Origin of the sequence: Streptomyces sp. NPDC052721 (assembly GCF_040678315.1) — a bacterium.
GTDB lineage: Bacteria > Actinomycetota > Actinomycetes > Streptomycetales > Streptomycetaceae > Streptomyces.
Genome location: NZ_JBFATL010000001.1, coordinates 322,784 through 339,779, shown reverse-complemented (window position 1 = coordinate 339,779; position 16,996 = coordinate 322,784). Strand labels below are relative to the sequence as shown.

Below are 16,996 nucleotides of genomic sequence, written 5' to 3'. Positions count from 1 at the left end.
GTCAGCCGGACAGCGCCTCCAGCAGCCGGTCCACGTCGGCGGCCGTGGTGTAGAGGTGGAAGGCCGCGCGCAGGTTGCCCGCGCGGTTGGAGACCTCGATACCCGCCTCGCTCAACTGGGGCTGCCGGGAGCCGAGTCCGGGGACCGAGACGATCGCCGAGCCCGGGGCGGGCACCGGCTCGTGGCCGAGATCGGCGAGACCCGCGCGGAACCGGTCGGCGAGGGCGATGTCATGGGCGTGGACGGCGTCCACACCGAGTTCCTCGATCAGCTCCAGCGAGCGCCGCAGACCCGCGAAGGTGAACAGGGCGTGGGTGAGGTCGAACCGCCGGGCGGACCGGGCGAGTTCGGCGACCGGGCCGTAGCAGCTGTCCCAGGGCCGCTCGGCCGCGACCCAGCCGGCGAGCAGCGGGGTCAGCCCGCCGAAGTCCTCGGGGACGGTCAGGAAGGCGGCGCCGTGCGGGCCCAGCAGCCACTTGAAGGAGACACTGGCGGTGAAGTCGTAGGCGTCCGCCTCCACCGGCAGCCAGCCGGCGGCCTGGGAGAAGTCGACGTAGGTGCGGGCGCCGTGGGCGCGGGCCGCCTCGCGCAGGGCGGGCAGGTCGGCGATCCGGCCGTCGGCGGACTGGGCGGCGCTGACCGCGACGAGCGCGGTGCCCGGCCGGACGGACTCGGCGATCCGCTCCAGCGGGACCGTGCGGACCTTGAGGTCACCGCGGACGTGGAAGGGGTTGAGCACGGAGGTGAAGTCGTCCTCGGCGGTGAGGACTTCGGCGCCCGCCGGCAGTGAGGCGGCGATCACGCCGGTGTGCCCGGCGACCGAGGCGCCCGCGGCGACCCGGCCGGCCGGGACGCCGGCGAGCCGGGCGAACGAGGCCCGGCTCGCCTCCACGTCCTCGTACAGCGGGGTCAGGGGCCGGCCCTCGGCCCGCAGCAGCGCCGCCTCCTGGAGGGCGGCGACGGTACGGGCCGGCAGCAGGCCGTTGCTCGCGGTGTTGAGATAGATGCTCTTCGGGCGGAACTCGGCGCGGACGAGGCGGTCGAACGTCTCCGTGGTCTCCATGGGTCCACTGTGCGGCCCAGGGAACTACCCGTCCATTGCGAACTTTTACGTGGTTGCTCTTAGCGGTGCTTATACGACCGCCCCTACCTGCGCTTTCAGCCCTGCTGCGGCACCGCGCACCCGTCCGGCCCACAAGCCTGGGCGTCACCCTGGTCGACCAGCTTCAGCGGGGAGCGCTCGCCCCAGGCCTGGGTCAGCGCCTGGGTGAAGACCTCGGCGGGCTGGGCGCCGGAGACGCCGTACGTCCGGTCGAGGACGAAGAACGGCACACCGGTCGCGCCGAGCTGGGCGGCCTCGCGCTCGTCGGCGCGGACCTCGTCGGCGTAGCGGGACGGGTCGGCGAGCACCGAGCGGGCGGCGTCGGCGTCCAGTCCTGCCTCGACGGCCAGCTCCACCAGGCGTTCGTCGCCCTCGGTGAAGACGGACCGCTCCTCGGCGAAGTTCGCCCGGTAGAGGATCTGGATCAGCTGGTCCTGCCGGCCCTGCTCCTTGGCGAAGTGCAGCAGGCGGTGCATGTCGAAGGTGTTGCCGTGGTCGCGGCCCCGGGTGCGGTAGTCCAGGCCCTCGGCGGCGGCCTGGGCGGCCAGGTTGTCCTCACCGGCCTGGGCCTGCGCCTCGCTCATGCCGTACTTCCTGGTCAGCATGGAGATCACCGGCTGGACGTCGCCCTTGGCGCGGCCCGGGTCCAGCTCGAAGGAGCGGTGCACCACCTCGACCGCGTCGCGGTGCGGGAAGGCAGCCAGCGCCTTCTCGAAGCGGGCCTTGCCCACATAGCACCAGGGGCAGGCGATGTCGCTCCAGATCTCGACGCGCATGTCTTCGGCTCTCTCCAGGTCGTACGGGCGCGGGGGCTCTCCCCAGCCGGTACATGAACGTTCAAGCAGCCCGTTTCATTCCCGGTGCCGCCGCCCTCAGCCGCCGTCGCGCAGGTCGCTCGGCGCGCCGGCCCTGAACGCGATGTGGTCGTACGTCACCACGCAGCCCTCCCCCACCGGCGACTGCGCCATGAACCCGACCAGCGCGGCACCGGCCTCCTTCTCCTCACCCAGGGTGAAGAACCGGACGAAGGTCCAGCGCGTACCGTCCCGGGAGGCGTGGAAGGCGAAGGCCCGCCCCGTCCGGCTGACCCGCAGCCACACCGAGTCCCCGTCCACCGTGAAGGAGTTGGCGTCGTCCGAGTGCCCCCGGGTGACCACCGTGCAGACGGTGGGCACGTCCGGGGAGTACTCCAGACAGAGCTTGGCCCAGGCCCGCTCGCCGGCATGGACGTACAACACCCCGGCGTCGAACGCGTCACGGAACCCCACGCAGACCCGCGCGATCAGCTGGAAGTCCCCTTCGGGCGCGGCCCCCAGCAACCGGGGTGCGTCGGAAGCGGGTTCGAGCTCGTCACCGCCGGGCGGCACGAACCGGTCCTGCCGGGGCCCGGCCCGCCCGGTGAGCACACCGTCCTCGTACGACCAGTCCCCGTCCGGCCCGTAAGCCTTCAACGGAAAGGGCAGTCCGGTCAGTTCCAAGTCCGTCAGCCTTTCCTCGCCGGGCACCGGTCCCACCCAGGGGCGCGGGGAACTGCGCGAACGACCACGACGGACCGGCCCCGCCAGCGCACCACGCCCCCACGGTGCTACCGCTCCAGAACCCCGTTGAACCGCCGGGGAAGCCCGAGCGGATTGTCGTCGCGGAGCTCGTCCGGCAGCAACGCCTCAGGCGCGTTCTGATAAACGACCGGCCGCAACCACCGCTCGATGGCCGTACCGCCCACGGACGTCGACGTGGACGTCGTAGCCGGGTAAGGCCCCCCATGATGCTGCGCGGGCGCCACCGCGACCCCCGTCGGCCACCCGTTCACCAGCACACGCCCCGCGAGCGGCGTCAGCTCGGCCAGCAGCTCCGGCCCCCGCCCCCGCCCGGCGGCCTCCTCCGAGGACACCTGGACGGTCGCCGTCAGGTTGCCCGGCAGCCGCGACAGCACGGCCGTGGCCTCGGCCTCGTCCGCGTAGCGGGCCACCACGGTGACCGGCCCGAAGCACTCCTCCAGCAGCAGGTCGTACGCCCCCTCCTCGGCCAGCTTCTCCGCCGGCACCGTGAGGAATCCGGCACTGACCGCGTGTTCGCCGCCCGCGCCCGGGGTGACCGGCGACTCCACGTCCGGGAGCTGCGCGCGCTCGGCGACCCCCGCGATGAAGTTGTCCCGCATGCGGTGGTCGAGCAGCACCCCGGCGTCGGTGTCGCTGACGGCGTCGGTCAGGGACTTGACCAGCCGGTCGCCGGCCGCGCCGGACGGCACCAGCACCAGGCCGGGCTTGACGCAGAACTGGCCCACGCCGAGGGTCATCGACCCGGCGAGCCCGCCGCCGATCTCCTCGGCCCGCTCGGCCGCGGCGGCCTCGGTGACCAGGACCGGGTTCAGCGAACCGAGTTCGCCGTGGAACGGGATCGGCGCCGGGCGCGCGGCGGCCGCGTCGAACAGCGCCCGTCCGCCACGGACCGAACCGGTGAAGCCGGCCGCGGCGACCAGCGGGTGCTTGATCAGCTCGACGCCCGCCTCGAAGCCGTGCACGAGTCCGACGACGCCCTCGGGGATGCCGTGTTCGGCGGCGGCCCGGCGCAGCACCTTGGCGACCAGCTCGGACAGGGCCGGGTGGTCGGGGTGGGCCTTGACGACGACCGGGCAGCCCGCGGCCAGCGCGCTCGCGGTGTCGCCGCCGGCGACGGAGAAGGCGAAGGGGAAGTTGGAGGCGGAGTAGACGGCGACGACGCCGAGCGGCACCTTGTAGCGGCGCAGGTCCGGGACGGGCGGGGTGGCGGTGTCGTCGGGGTGGTTGATGATGACGTCGAGGAAGGCGCCCTCGTCGACGATGTCGGCGAAGGCCCGCAGCTGGTAGCAGGTGCGGGCGAGTTCGCCTGTCAGCCGGGCGGGGCCGAGCGCGGTCTCGGCGTCGGCGGTCTCGACGAGGCCGTCCTTGGCCGCGTCCAGACCCGCGGCGGCCGAGCGCAGGAACGCGGCGCGGACCGTGCGGTCGGTGAGGGAGTCTCGCGCGGCGCCGGCCGCCCGGACGGCCGCGTCCACCTCCTGGGCTGTGGCCTCCACCGCAACCTGTTCACGCTGCTTCCCGGTGCGCGGGTCGACACTCCAGACTGGTGCTGCTGCCACCGCGGGTCCCTCCAGTAAAGGCCGCATTGTCTACGACGATCCAGGCTCACCCATCAGCCGCGTTCGATATACTGAACACTGTCTCTGATGATGAATATGCTGCTCGGAGACTATATAACTCAGGTCCTCGTCGAACGAAGGGGTCAAGGGCGATGACGGCAGGCGACACAGGGGGCGGGGCGCAGGTCAAGTCCGCGGTACGGACCGTTGAGCTGCTCGAATACTTCGCCGGCCGGCCCGGTATGCACTCCCTCGCGGCCGTCCAGGAGGCCGTGGGATATCCCAAGTCCAGCCTGTACATGCTGCTGCGCACGCTCGTGGAGCTGGGCTGGGTGGAGACGGACGCGACGGGCACGCGGTACGGCATCGGCGTGCGGGCGCTGCTGGTCGGTACGTCGTACATCGACGGCGACGAGGTGGTGGCCGCCGCCCGCCCGACCCTGGACCGGCTCTCCGACGACACCACGGAGACCATCCACCTGGCCCGGCTCGACGGCACCAACGTGGTCTACCTGGCCACCCGCCAGTCCCAGCACTATCTGCGGCCCTTCACCCGCGTCGGACGCCGGCTCCCGGCCCACTCCACCTCCCTCGGCAAGGCGATCCTCGCCAGCTACACCGACGAGCAGGTGCGCAAGCTGCTGCCGGAGACGCTGCCCGCGCTCACCGAGCACACCATCACCGACCGGGAGAAGCTCATCGAGGAGCTGCACCAGGTCCGGGAGCAGGGCTTCGCGGTCGACCGTGAGGAGAACACGCTGGGTCTGCGCTGCTTCGGCGTGGCCATCCCGTACCGCACGCCCGCCCGGGACGCCATCAGCTGCTCGGTGCCGGTGGCCCGGCTGACCCCCGCCCACGAACAGATGATCAAAGACGCGCTGTTCGACGCGCGGGACCGGCTGACGCTGGCCACCCGCAGGCTCTGACCTCGTCGGCCGCGGTCCTGCGGCCGGGGCCGTAGGCTCGGTCGCATGGAGATCGCGCTGCGGGACGTGCGGGACAGCGACCTGCCGGTGTTCTACCGGCAGATGACCGACCCGGAGGCCGTCCGGATGGCCGCGTTCGGTCCCGAGGACCTGTCCGACCGGAAGGCCTTCGCGGACTACTGGCAGCGGCTGCGGAACTCCCCCGACGTGCTGCGCACGGTCCTGGCCGACGGGGAGGTGGCGGGCAACGCGGCCGTCTACGGCGTGGCCGGCGAGCGCGAGGTGACGTACTGGATCGACCGGGCGTACTGGGGCCGGGGCGTGGCGACGGCCGCGCTGCGGGCCCTGCTCGCCGAGGTTCCCGAACGGCCGCTGTACGCCCGCGCGGCGGCCGACAACCGCGCGTCGCTGCGCGTCCTGGAGAAGTGCGGCTTCCGCGAGGCGGCCCGGGTCCAGGGGTACGCGAACGCGCGGGGCCGGGAGATCGAGGAGGTCGTGCTGATCCTGGAGGCTTCCTGAACGCGGGCCGCGGTGGACGCGGGACGACATGAACGCCGGATGAGAAAAACGGTCGTACGGGAACGATTGCCCCCGTGTCGATCGTCTTCCCAGCGGGATGAACAAGACGATCAGGCGGGCGTCCGTCTTCGCGCTGCTGCTCGTGCTCGCCCTGCTGGTCAGGGCCACATGGCTGCAGTTCTACGACGGCCAGGCCCTCGCGGACGACAACGACAACCGGCGGAACGCGATCGCGACCTACTCGCGGCCCCTCGGGAACATCATCGTGGCCGGGAACGCGATCACCGGCTCGACGCGGACGAAGGGAAGCGACCTCGCGTACAAGCGGACGTACACGGACGGCAAGCTGTACGCGGCCGTGACGGGCTACGCCTCACAGGCCTACGCGCCCACCCAGCTGGAGGGCGTCTACAAGGACCTGCTCAACGGCACGGACAACCGGCTGAAGACCGTGATGGACACCGTCACCGGCGAGCGCGCCGAACCGGGCGACGTGCTGACGACGATCGACCCGGCGGTGCAGAAGGCGGCCTACCGCGCGCTCGGCGACAAGAAGGGCGGGGCCGTCGCGATCGACCCGAAGACCGGCAAGATCCTCGCCGTGGTCTCGACGCCGTCGTACGACCCCTCCGCGCTCACCGACGCGAACACGGCCGGCAAGGCCTGGAAGACGCTCAACGCGGACAGGGACAAGCCGCTCACCAACCGCGCGCTGCGCCAGCCGCTGCCCCCGGGCTCGACGTTCAAGCTGGTCGTCGCGGCCGCCGCGCTGGAGGACGGTCTGTACAAGAACGTGGACGAGCCGACCGACAGCCCCGACCCGTACCGGCTGCCGGGCACCGTGCGCGACCTGGAGAACGAGAACAAGTCCGCGCCCTGCGAGAACGCCTCCCTCCGCGTCGCCCTGCGGTACTCGTGCAACAACGTCTTCGGCCACATGGCCGTCCAGCTCGGCCAGGACAAGGTGAAGGCCATGGCCGAGAAGTTCGGCTTCGACAACGACGCGCAGGACGTTCCGGTGCGGGCCTACACCAGCGTGTACCCGTCGGGCATGGACCAGGCCCAGACCGCCCTGTCCGGCATCGGCCAGTTCGACGTCACCGCGACCCCGCTCCAGATGGCCATGGTGTCCGCGGCCATAGCCAACGGTGGCAAGCTGGTCTCGCCGCATATGGTCGCGCAGATCACCGACAGTGGCGGTGATGTGCTGAAGGACTACGACGACAGCGCCGGCAGCGAGGAGATCATCAGCTCCACCACCGCCGAGCAGCTCCAGTCGGCGATGCAGACGGTGGTGAAGGACGGCACCGGCACGAACGCGCTGATCGACGGGGTGACCGTCGGCGGCAAGACCGGTACCGCCCAGCACGGCGAGAACAACAGCAAGACGCCGTACGCCTGGTTCACCTCCTACGGCAAGTCCGACAGCAACGGCAAGGAGGTCGCCGTCGCGGTGATGGTGGAGCAGTCGGACGCGGCCCGCTCGGAAGTGAGCGGCAACGGCCTGGCGGCGCCGGTGGCCAGGGCGATGATGCAGGCAGCCCTGAAGTAGCCGCTCACTTCACCCCGAGGATCTGCTCCACCGGGTCGATCGCGAAGTACACCAGGAACAGCGCCGAGACCGCCCACAGCAGCCAGTTGACCTCCCGTGCCTTCCCCACCACCGTCTTGATGACGACGTAGGCCAGGAACCCGGCGCCGATCCCGTCGGTGATGGAGTACGTGAAGGGCATCGCGGCGATGGTGAGGAACGCCGGGATGGCGATCTCGTAGCGGTCCCAGTCGATGTGCTTGACGTGGGTCATCATCAGGAAGCCCACGGCGATCAGCGCGGGCGCCGCCGCCTGGAGCGGCACGATGGTGAGCAGCGGGGTGAGGAAGAGGGCGAGACCGAACAGACCGCCGGTGACCAGGTTGGCGAAGCCGGTGCGGGCGCCCTCGCCGACGCCGGCCGCCGACTCGATGTAGGCGGTGTTGGAGGAGGCGGAGCCGACACCGCCGGCGACGGCCGCGGCGCCGTCGATGAACAGCACGCGGCCGATGCCGGGCACCTGGCCCTGCTCGTCCAGCAGCCCGGCCTCCGCGGTGATGCCGACGATGGTGCCCATGGCGTCGAAGAAGTCCGACAGGATGAGGGTGAAGACCAGCAGGACGGCGGTGAGGACACCGGCCTCGGCGAAGCCGCCGAACAGGCTGAAGTGACCGACCAGCCCGAAGTCCGGGGCGGCGACGACCTTGTCGGGGACCTCGGGCGTGGTCAGACCCCAGCTCTTGATGTCGGCGACGGCGTTGATGACGATCGCGACGACCGTCATCGTCACGATGCTGATGAGGATCGCGCCCTTCACCTTGCGGGCGAGCAGCGCGATGGTGAGGAGCACACCGAGGCAGAAGACCAGCACCGGCCAGCCGGTGAGCCGGCCGACGGCGCCGAGCTGGACCGGGACGGTGGTGTGGGCGGCGTCCGGCATACGGCTGACGAACCCGGCGTCCACGAAGCCGATGAAGGCGATGAACAGGCCGATGCCGACGCCGATGGCCTGCTTCAGCTGCTGCGGGATCGCGTTCATGATCGCTTCCCGGAGTCCGGTGAGCACCAGCACGCAGATGACGACGCCTTCGAGGACGACCAGGCCCATCGCGTCCGCCCAGCTCATCAGCGGGGCGAGCTGGAAGGCGACGACGGCGTTGAGGCCGAGTCCGGCGGCGATGGCGAGCGGCAGATTGCCGCCGACGCCCATGATGACCGTCATCACACAGGCCACCAGGGCGGTGGCGGTGACGAGTTGGCCGGTGTCCAGGGTGTGGCCGAACTTGTCCTTGGCGCTGCCCAGGATGATCGGGTTGAGGACGAGGATGTAGGCCATGGTGAAGAACGTGGCGAAGCCGCCGCGTATCTCGCGCCCGAGCGTGGATCCCCGCTCGGAGATCCTGAAGTACCGGTCGACGGACATGGTCCCACTCCTCGTCACATCAAGATCGGTCTGCGGATGCTGGCTGGATTGTTCCCCCGTCGCACCCGTTTCAGGTTTTCTCCGTGTTACGTCATCGAGTTCGGCCCGCCGTACGGGGCGGGCGCGACGCGGGAGACGACAGCGATGTCATGACCGGGGTGGCCGGGGGCCGCACCTGCGCGGTGACCACCCGAAACTTTCGGCCGCCCCGCTCCCGTCCGCACCGATTGACGTGACGGGGCGCACTGGTGACACTCCGAGAGCGCACAGCACCCCACAGAAACCCTCACGCTCACACAGGACGGTCATGCGTCGCCTCAGAATGCTGCTGGTCCCGCTCCTCGCCCTCCTCCTCGCCCTGCTGGTCGCACCGCCCGGCTCCGCGCACACCGCGCACGCCCAGTACGCCGGTTATCTCTTCGTCTACTTCACCGGCGAGGGCACAGCCGACGGCGAGCAGATCCGTTACGCGCTCAGCCAGGGCAACGACCCGCTGCACTGGCGGGAGTTGAACGGCGGGCAGCCGGTGCTGACCTCGACCGTCGGGGAGAAGGGGCTGCGCGACCCGTTCGTGATCCGCTCCCCCAAGGGCGACAGGTTCTATCTCATCGCCACCGACCTGCGGATGTACCGCAACAGCAGTGGCAGTTGGGACCACGTCCAGCGGCACGGCAGCAAGTCCGTCATGGTGTGGGAGTCCACCGACCTGGTCCACTGGACCGACCGGCGGCTGGTGAGGCTGGCACCGGACAACGCGGGCAACACCTGGGCGCCGGAGGCCCACTGGGACAGCCGGCGGCACGAGTACGTCGTCTTCTGGGCGTCGAAGCTGTACGCCGCCGACGACCCCGACCACACCGGCTCGACGTACAACCGCATGCTGTACGCCACCACCAGGGACTTCCGCACCTTCAGCGCGCCCAGGGTCTGGGACGACCCCGGCTACTCCGTCATCGACTCGACCGTCATCAGGGACAAGGGGACGTACTACCGCTTCACCAAGGACGAGCGGGACCCGTCCTCCAGCTCGCCCTGCTCGAAGTTCATCACCGCGGAGAAGTCGCGGGACCTGACCGACACCTCGTACGACTTCGTCGCCGACTGCGTCGGCAGCGGTGCCGTCCGGCGCGGTGAGGGGCCGGTCGTCTTCAGGTCCAACACCGAGAAGAAGTGGTACCTGTTCATCGACGAGTACGGCCTGCGCGGCTACGTCCCCTTCGAGACCACCGACCTCGCCTCCGGCACGTGGACCCCGTCCACGGACTTCGCGCTGCCCGCCGGCCCGCGCCACGGCACAGTGCTGCCGGTGACGGAGGCCGAGTACGAGCGGCTGCTCAGGACGTACGGATAGGGCTCAGCCGACGAAGTACGTCGGGTTCGGCAGCTTGTACGTGCGGTCGGCGTGACCGCCGTCCAGGTCCGAGTACTGGTCGCCGAAGTTGGCGATGATCTCGTAGCCCAGGTCGTCCTCGATGTGCTCGCGCGTCCCGGACTTGTACTGCACGGTCGTGCAGTTCCAGGTGCCCGGGGTGGCGCAGTCCTTCAGATAGGCCGGCGGGTTGGCCTTGTCCTTGAGGAACATGTGGCCGGCGTCGAGGTTCACATCGGCGCCGGCCTTCTTCAGGTTCTCCACCGCGGCGGCGCGCTGGGCCTCGCTGAGGCCCGAGTTGTAGAAGACCTCGACGCCCTTGGACGCGGCGTACCGCACGAGTTCCGGGCTGCCGAAGACGGCGGGCCGGTCGGCACGGTTCACGTAGTCGTTCCAGGTGCTGGAGTTGTACGTGTAGTTGTACCGCTTCTCGTAGTCGAGGCTGAGCAGCAGCGTGTCGTCGATGTCGAAGACGACGGCCGGCTTCTCGCCCCTGTGGTGCGCCTTGCGGGCCGCCTTGTCGATGTAGCTCTTGGCGTCGGCGTCTATGCGCGCCAGGTCCTTGGCGTACGGGCTGTCCGGGGACGCCTGGTAGACGCCGTTGCTGTCGGCGGTGGTGCCGTAGTAGGTGTCGATGTCCTTCACCAGGAGCCCGATGTTGTACGGCTCGTGGGTGGAGTTCGCCGTCGACTGACCGGCGGTGGCCGCGCCCGCGCCGTACAGCGCCGCACCGGCGACGACACAGGCGGCACCGGCCGCGACCGCCTTGAGGGACTTCCGCATGGATTCTCCGGATCTGGTGGATGGGAGTGATGTACCAGCTCACCGACTGTCTACGCGCATCACACAGGCAGGGCGAGCCCTGTTATCCGATCGATACGGACGCCGTACGCGGGGCACCAGTCGCCGAGGCAGCCGCCGGAGTGTGCAGCGCGGCCTCCCACGGGCCGAGTTGGGGGCGGTTGGCGGGGACGGGGATCACCGCGCCGTAGGGGGCCACCGCGTCGACGCCGGGGCCGAGCCAGGTGTCGCGGACGGTGAAACCCGCGTCCCGGGCGAAGGCGGCGAACCGGGCGGCGTCCGGGACGGCGTACTCGACGCCGATGACGTTCGGGCAGTGGCCGGCGAGTTCGGCGAGCCGGGCGCCGGGCAGCTGGGCGTCGCGCAGGTACGGCACCACGCCTAGGTCCTGTCGTGCATGGCGTCGCGCGGCAGACGGGAGTTTGACGACAGGGCCTGGCTCCGGGACGGCCTCGGCGATGGCCCGGTGGCAGTCGACCCAGCCGGCCGCCGAGACGTACGGGTGCACCGGCTGGTGGACCATCACCATCTCGGCGCCGAGGTCGCGGGCGTGCCGGGCGGAGGCGATGGCGGTGGGCAGGTCGTGCCCGATGCCGACGAGCAGGGCGGCCCGGTCGCCGGCCTCCTCGACGGTCGACTCGGTGACGAAACGGCGCTCCTCGGGGGTGAGGGCGTAGAACTCGCCGGTGTTGCCGTTGGGGGTGAGGGTCCGGATCCCGCCGTCGAGCAGGCGACGCGGCAGGGCCCGGTGGGCCTCCCGGTCGACGCAGCCGTCCTCGGCGAACGGGGTCACCGGGATGTCGGGCCTTACTCCGGGCGGGGCTCGGGGAACGCACGGCGCACGGAGGACGCGATGTGGGCGTGTAGGGCGCTCGCGGCTCCGTCCCGTGTCACCGTCCAGCGCGAGCCGCGGGATCTCCCGGTGCTCGGCCGCCTCCCGCGCCTGGTCGCGGACCTCGTCCAGCGTCCGGCCGGGCAGCGGGTTGCCGCACGGCAGGTACAGGGCGCGGTGGAACTCCCGGTCGGCCAGGGAGCGTTGGGCGGTGTCGGTGGCGGCGTCGGCGCGGGTCAGCGCGTCCCGGGCGGCGTCGAGGGTGGCGCCTCGCGCGACGGTCCGGCGCAGGGCCTCGGGTTCGAGCAGCAGCCGTACGTCGTAGACCTCGCGTGCCATGTCCGCGTCCACCGTGCGCACCGTGACGCCCTTGTACCGGCTCATCACCACCCCAGGCCGGTCCCGGCGAGGGTCTTCAGCGCCTCGCGCACCGGGGTCTTGGACACCCCGAACGCGCTCAGACGCTGTGGGTGTGGCCTTCGACGGCGGTGAACGCGGGCCGGCCGGAGACGGCGGCGGCCCGGGCGGTGGCCGACTCGCGGCTGAGGGTGGGACCGACATGGGTGACGAGCAGCTCCCGCACCCGCGCCTCCCGGGCGACGCGGCCGGCGTCCTCCGGTGTCAAGTGCACCTGTTCGCCGTCGCGATGGACGTCGATGTCCGCCTCGCACAGGAACAGGTCGGCGCGGGCGGCGAGTTCGGTGAGCGCGGCGCAGGGTCCGCTGTCCCCGGAGTACGCGAACACGCTCCCCTGGCATTCGGCGCGCAGCCCGTAGGCCTCGGTGTCGTGGGCGACGGCGCGCGCGGTCAGCCGGAGGTTCCAGTGCCGGACGTCATGACCGTCGTACAGGTCCCGGAAGTCGAAGACGCTCTTCAGGAAGTCGACGTCCGGCCGCCCGAAGAAGCCGGCCAGCCGGCGGGCGCAGCCCTCCGGCGCGTACACCGGGACGGGCGCGGGCGGGGTCATCCCGCCGAACGCGAACGCGTAGGCGGCGGACAGCAGATCGCTGCTGTGGTCGGCGTGCAGATGGGAGATCCAGATCGCGGTGAGCCGCGCCGGATCCGTGTGCCGCTGCAAAGCGGCGAAGGTGCCGGGCCCCGCGTCCACCCACACTTCGGCGCCCCCGCCCGACAGCAGGTACCCGGAGCAGGGCCGGTCGGGGCCCGGGTGCGGTGAGGAGGTGCCGAGGACGGTGAGGGTGAGCGGCATGGCAGGAGGGTACGACGCTCGCTCCCCGCTTCGGCTCACGGCACCGGTCAGATCTCCATCACCGCGTCGCAGTCCGGGCACACCAGGGACGCGTACGCGGCGGGGTACCACGGCTCCCCGGGGCGCGGGGAAGGTATCCGACGGGCTTTCGTCATCGCGAAGGTGTCCTTGCCGCACAGGGTGCGCGGGCCGGCGGCGCCGGGCCTGCCGGGGGCGGCGGGCGCCGCGTGCACCCTGCGGGGCAGCCGTTCCGCGTCGGGCGGTCCGTGCGCGGGGGCGCGTGCGGCGACGGGCTGCTCCAGCTCGTACACGACGACGATCTCGCTCATGTCTCCACCGTAGGCGCGGTGGCCCCCGGCGAGCGCGCGGGCGGCCACGCCGACGGCCTCGCGCGGCGCCTCGGCGTCATGGCCGGCGCGGCCCGTTCACCCGCTGGTGGCGCTGGGCAGGCCGAGTTCACGGCCACGGTAGAAGCCTTCGCGCTCCTCGGCGACGTACGGGGCCATGGCCGCCCGCCGCCGCGCCTCCGGCTCGGAGGCCCGCCATGCGTCGCAGGCCTCCCGCGAGTCCCAGAACGACACTCCGGTGATCTCCTGTCCGTCCTCGGACCAGTACGCGTAGGCCCGGTGCAGGCCCTGCGGTGCGGGCTCCGGGCGCCACGCTCTCTCGAAGTCCTCCAGCGTGCCCGGCTGAAGGCGGCGCGTCGTCACCCACACGTAGTGCTCCCGCATGGCGGCTCCCTCCGTACCCGTTCGGCTCGCCCCCTCTCAGGGTCACCGTAGGCCCGATGCGCCGCTTCCGCCGCCCGGCGACCGCCGGCCGGCCCCGGGTCCGGCCGCCCGGGCTCAGGCCCGGTGCGGCCACCCCGGGTCCCGCCCGCTGAGACCGACCGCCCGGTCCAGCGGGGGTGCCTCCGCCGGAACCGGGACGACCGGGCCGAAGAGGCCGTTGCCGCGGTCGGGGTCGTCGGCCGCGGCCCGCAGGAAGTCGAGGGCCGAGTCGAGGGCGGCCGGGTCCGGGGCGTAGTCCTGGCCGGTGGCGCGGGCCAGGTCCCAGCCGTGGATCACCAGCTCGTCGGCGACGACGGCGCCCGCGACCGCGCCCGGCAGGTCCACCCCGCCGGCGCGCGTGTCGCCGGTCCAGGCGGCCGGGTCGCGCCAGGCGTCGGCCAGCTCGTCCAGCGCCTTGGGCAGCTCCTCGCGCCAGCCGGGGCCGATGTCCCAGGCGACGGCGTTCGGGTCGGTGTCGGTCGTCGCGCCGAGGTCCTTGCGGGCGGCGTCCCGGAAAGCCACGGACAGCGTCAGCAGGTGGCCCAGCAGGTTGCGCACCGCGTGGTCCGGGCACGGTGTGGCGGCGGTCAGCTGCTCGTCGGTCACCGACTCGGCGAGCCGGGCCACGATCCTGGTCTGCGGGCCGAGGTCCACCATGGTCATGCTCACTCCTTCAGGGTCGCGCTCCTGGTACGAAGGGCTGACCGGCCGGCTCCCGGGAACTCATCGGTGCGGCGCAGCAACTCCCACGGCGCGCGGCCGCCGCCGAGGCACCGGACGGCGATCACCGGGTCGCGCAGCGCGCGGCCGAACCACGAGTCGTGGGCGAACGGGATGATCGGGTGGCCCGGGCACCTGACCCGGTCTCGGCTTCGCTCGACCGGGCGGTGCCCCCGCCCGCGTCGAGGCGGCGCCGGTGGGGTTCCGGGACGAGGGACCCAGGGCGAGGACGGTGCCGAGAGCGGGCGTCTGCCACATCTAGGGCACCTGCCCGATCCGCGGCCCTGTGCCTTAGGCCCACGATGACCGGGCATGACGACTTCCTGGACCGTGACCCGCGTGCTGCGGGACCGCAACGCGGGGCTGTGTCTCACCGGCCTGGTGGTGTCCGCCTTCGGCACCTCCTCGCTGTGGCTGGCGTCGGGCGTGTGGGTGAAGGAGCTGACCGGGTCGGACGGGCTGGCCGCCCTGTGCCTGCTCGCGATGTGGGCGCCCACCCTGGCCGGCCCGGCGCTCGGCACGCTCGCCGACCGGTTCCGCCGAAAGCCCCTGCTCGTCACGGTGAACCTGGGCCTCGCGGCGCTGCTGCCCGCCCTGTTCGCCGTCGACTCCCCCGGCCGCCTGTGGCTGCTGTTCGCCGTCCTGGTGGTGTACGGCGCGGCCGGTGCCGTCCATGACGCCGCCGAGTCGGCGCTGATGACGGCGGCGGTCGGCCCGGACCTGCTCGGTGACGTGGGCGGGCTGCGGATGACGCTCACCGAGGGCGTGAAGCTCGTCGCCCCGCTGACCGGGGCGGGCCTCTACGCGGCCTTCGGCGGCCCGGCCGTGGCCTGCCTGGACGCCGTCACCTTCCTGTTCGCCGCCGGGCTGTGCGGCCTGCTGCGGGTGCGCGAGGAACGGCCCGTCCGGTCGGGCGACGGCTGGCGGAGGCAGACGGTGGAGGGGGTCCGGCACCTGTGGGGCCACCCCGTGCTGCGCCCGCTGGTCCGGGCGGGCGGTACGACGATGCTGCTGACGGCGCTGAGCGGCACCACGGTGTACGCGGTGGTCGACCGCCTCGGCCACTCCCCCGCCTACACGGGCGTGCTGTACGCCGCCCAGGGCGCCGGCTCGGTGGCGGCGGGCCTGCTCGCCGGCCCGGCGCTGCGCCGGCTGGGCGGGCGGCGGTTCGCGGCGGCCGGGATCGCGCTGACCGGGGCCGCGGTGGTGGCGCGGGCCGTGCCGTGGGACCCGGTGGCCCTGGCCACGAGCGTGGCCTGCGGTCTGGGCCTGCCCTGTGTGCTGGTCGCCGCGCTCACGGCGGTGCAGCGGGAGACCCCCGGCCCGTTGCTCGGCCGGGCGACGGCCACCGCCGGCACGCTGCTCTTCACCCCGAACGTGCTCGGTCTCGCCCTGGGGGCCGGCCTGGTCGAACTGGCCGGTCCCGGGCTGCTGTTGCCGCTCTACGGTCTGGCGCTGCTCCTGACGGCGGTGCCGCTGGCTCAGCGCACAGCGAGCGCCTCCCGGACCGCCGCCAGGTCCCCGTCCGACGCCAACCCGGCGTGATACAGCCGCAGTTCCGTCGCGCCTGCGGCACGCGCGCGTGCCGTGTCCGCCGCGAGCGTGCCGGGGCTGCCGCCCATCCCCGCGACGACCGTGAAGTTGGCTGCCAGCACCGTGCACTCCCGCGCCTGCCCGGCGAAGGGCGCCAGCAGGGCCGTACCGCCGGCGCAGGGCACCACCACGCCGTCGGCCACGGACAGGATGTGGGCGGGGTCGACGCCCGCGTTGGCGCCGCAGTGGTAGGAGACCGGGTCGGCGTGCAGCAGGATCTGGAAGCCGTCCGGCGCGGCGGCGCGTACGGCGGTGACGGCCTCCTCCTGGAGGGTGCGGGCGGTGGTGTCGCGCCACGCGCGCGTGGTGGCGGCCGTGTCCTCGCCGAGCAGCTTCTCCACCGTCGGCCAGCCCTCGTCGTCCGCAGCGCCCCGCCACAGCGGCTCCAGCGCCTCGCGTACGGCCCCGGCCAGCGCGTCGGCGTCCAGTCCCCGCTCGCCGTAGCCGGTGCGGCAGGACGGGCAGAAGCACAGGGACATCAGGTACTGCCCGGCGTCCCCGAGGCCGACGCCGGCGGTCTTGTCGTGGGCGTGCAGATGCTGGAGCCCGTACCAGCCGAGGGATTCCAGTTCCGTGCCGTGCGCGCCGGGACGTACGGCGGCCTCGGCGGCCAGGTCGACCAGGTACGCGCGCGTGGCGGGCTGGGCGACGCAGGGGGCCCACGGGTAGCGGTCGCCGTAGGCGTTGACCACCGAGGTGTCCGGATGTTCGGCGCCCAGGCGGGAGTTGTGGGCGAGGACGACCCAGGTGTGCACCTCCAGGCCGGCCGCGGACAGGGCTTCGGCGGCCTCGCCGTAGGCGTTGCCGGGGGCCCAGCGGCCGGCGGGGTAGGGCCGCAGGCCACGGCCCGCCCACCGGTCGCCGGGCGGGTACAGGACGGCCGCGTACTCGGCGGTGACGATGCGGTGGCGGGGGTGGCGGGGGGTGAGGGCGCGGGTGGAGTGGTAGGCGGAGGCCAGGGTCGTCTGCTCCACGCCGAGTCCGGCGATCCGCTCCGGGGCGGCGGGGTCCCCGTTGACGTCCCAGGGATAGACGAACGCCGACGCCTTCACGCGTCCTCCTTCGGCAGGGCCCGGCCGGACACG

The 16,996-nt window shown here is 72.4% G+C and carries 15 protein-coding genes and 4 pseudogenes; 5 read left to right on the top strand and 14 right to left on the bottom strand.

Translation table 11 applies throughout. The features are described 5' to 3' along the window. Nucleotide 1: 1 nt before the first annotated feature. From AB0L21_RS01605 to AB0L21_RS01590, 4 genes are all read right to left on the bottom strand, one after another. Complete coding sequence (locus tag AB0L21_RS01605) at nucleotides 2–1,063, bottom strand: aminotransferase class V-fold PLP-dependent enzyme (RefSeq protein ID WP_365781557.1); 1,062 nt, start codon at nucleotides 1,061–1,063, stop codon at nucleotides 2–4. A 95-nt stretch (nucleotides 1,064–1,158) separates the two neighbouring features. After that, a complete protein-coding gene (locus AB0L21_RS01600) occupies nucleotides 1,159–1,878 on the bottom strand; it encodes a DsbA family oxidoreductase (protein WP_365781555.1) in 720 nt (239 codons plus the stop codon). 96 nt (nucleotides 1,879–1,974) lie between these two features. Beyond that, complete coding sequence (locus AB0L21_RS01595; RefSeq protein WP_365781664.1) at nucleotides 1,975–2,589, bottom strand: DUF1349 domain-containing protein; 615 nt, start codon at nucleotides 2,587–2,589, stop codon at nucleotides 1,975–1,977. Nucleotides 2,590–2,687: 98 nt separating this feature from the next. Continuing rightward, nucleotides 2,688–4,217 (bottom strand): aldehyde dehydrogenase (NADP(+)), encoded by a 1,530-nt coding sequence (locus AB0L21_RS01590; protein WP_365781553.1) that lies wholly within the window; start codon nucleotides 4,215–4,217, stop codon nucleotides 2,688–2,690. A 152-nt stretch (nucleotides 4,218–4,369) separates the two neighbouring features. On the opposite strand from AB0L21_RS01590, the gene AB0L21_RS01585 reads away from it, so the two are divergent. The 3 genes from AB0L21_RS01585 (at nucleotide 4,370) to AB0L21_RS01575 (ending at nucleotide 7,214) form a co-directional block, all read left to right on the top strand. Continuing rightward, nucleotides 4,370–5,143: an IclR family transcriptional regulator gene (locus tag AB0L21_RS01585; RefSeq protein WP_365781551.1), complete on the top strand. Its 774-nt coding sequence runs from the start codon at nucleotides 4,370–4,372 to the stop codon at nucleotides 5,141–5,143. 45 nt (nucleotides 5,144–5,188) lie between these two features. Beyond that, complete coding sequence (locus tag AB0L21_RS01580; protein WP_365698865.1) at nucleotides 5,189–5,662, top strand: GNAT family N-acetyltransferase; 474 nt, start codon at nucleotides 5,189–5,191, stop codon at nucleotides 5,660–5,662. A 97-nt stretch (nucleotides 5,663–5,759) separates the two neighbouring features. After that, a complete protein-coding gene (locus AB0L21_RS01575) occupies nucleotides 5,760–7,214 on the top strand; it encodes a penicillin-binding transpeptidase domain-containing protein (RefSeq protein ID WP_365781549.1) in 1,455 nt (484 codons plus the stop codon). 4 nt (nucleotides 7,215–7,218) lie between these two features. Here the strand turns inward: AB0L21_RS01575 and AB0L21_RS01570 are convergent, their stop codons facing one another. Continuing rightward, a complete protein-coding gene (locus AB0L21_RS01570) occupies nucleotides 7,219–8,616 on the bottom strand; it encodes an NCS2 family permease (protein WP_365698863.1) in 1,398 nt (465 codons plus the stop codon). Between the two features lie 307 nt (nucleotides 8,617–8,923). On the opposite strand from AB0L21_RS01570, the pseudogene AB0L21_RS01565 reads away from it, so the two are divergent. After that, nucleotides 8,924–9,952 (top strand): annotated as a pseudogene (locus AB0L21_RS01565) (glycoside hydrolase family 43 protein); the annotation flags it as partial. Between the two features lie 18 nt (nucleotides 9,953–9,970). Here the strand turns inward: AB0L21_RS01565 and AB0L21_RS01560 are convergent. The 8 genes and pseudogenes from AB0L21_RS01560 to AB0L21_RS01525 form a co-directional block, all read right to left on the bottom strand. Next, nucleotides 9,971–10,768, bottom strand: coding sequence for an HAD family acid phosphatase (locus AB0L21_RS01560; RefSeq protein ID WP_365698862.1), 798 nt, complete (start codon nucleotides 10,766–10,768; stop codon nucleotides 9,971–9,973). 259 nt (nucleotides 10,769–11,027) lie between these two features. Next, nucleotides 11,028–11,585, bottom strand: a pseudogene (locus tag AB0L21_RS01555) (dihydrodipicolinate synthase family protein); the annotation flags it as partial. Between the two features lie 8 nt (nucleotides 11,586–11,593). Next, nucleotides 11,594–12,070, bottom strand: a pseudogene (locus AB0L21_RS01550) (GntR family transcriptional regulator); the annotation flags it as partial. 5 nt (nucleotides 12,071–12,075) lie between these two features. Then, a complete protein-coding gene (locus AB0L21_RS01545) occupies nucleotides 12,076–12,828 on the bottom strand; it encodes an MBL fold metallo-hydrolase (RefSeq protein WP_365781547.1) in 753 nt (250 codons plus the stop codon). 47 nt (nucleotides 12,829–12,875) lie between these two features. Next, complete coding sequence (locus tag AB0L21_RS01540) at nucleotides 12,876–13,157, bottom strand: hypothetical protein (protein WP_365698860.1); 282 nt, start codon at nucleotides 13,155–13,157, stop codon at nucleotides 12,876–12,878. A 96-nt stretch (nucleotides 13,158–13,253) separates the two neighbouring features. After that, a complete protein-coding gene (locus tag AB0L21_RS01535; protein WP_365698859.1) occupies nucleotides 13,254–13,559 on the bottom strand; it encodes a hypothetical protein in 306 nt (101 codons plus the stop codon). 114 nt (nucleotides 13,560–13,673) lie between these two features. Continuing rightward, nucleotides 13,674–14,261, bottom strand: coding sequence for a TIGR03086 family metal-binding protein (locus AB0L21_RS01530; RefSeq protein WP_365698858.1), 588 nt, complete (start codon nucleotides 14,259–14,261; stop codon nucleotides 13,674–13,676). Nucleotides 14,262–14,263: 2 nt separating this feature from the next. Further along, nucleotides 14,264–14,446 (bottom strand): annotated as a pseudogene (locus AB0L21_RS01525) (hypothetical protein); the annotation flags it as partial. A gap of 184 nt (nucleotides 14,447–14,630) precedes the next feature. On the opposite strand from AB0L21_RS01525, the gene AB0L21_RS01520 reads away from it, so the two are divergent. Then, on the top strand, nucleotides 14,631–15,863 hold the full coding sequence (locus AB0L21_RS01520; protein WP_365781545.1) for an MFS transporter: 1,233 nt from the start codon (nucleotides 14,631–14,633) through the stop codon (nucleotides 15,861–15,863). Here the strand turns inward: AB0L21_RS01520 and AB0L21_RS01515 are convergent. Continuing rightward, nucleotides 15,800–16,963, bottom strand: coding sequence for a hypothetical protein (locus tag AB0L21_RS01515; RefSeq protein ID WP_365781543.1), 1,164 nt, complete (start codon nucleotides 16,961–16,963; stop codon nucleotides 15,800–15,802). The genes AB0L21_RS01520 and AB0L21_RS01515 overlap by 64 nt on opposite strands. Nucleotides 16,964–16,996 lie beyond the last annotated feature (33 nt).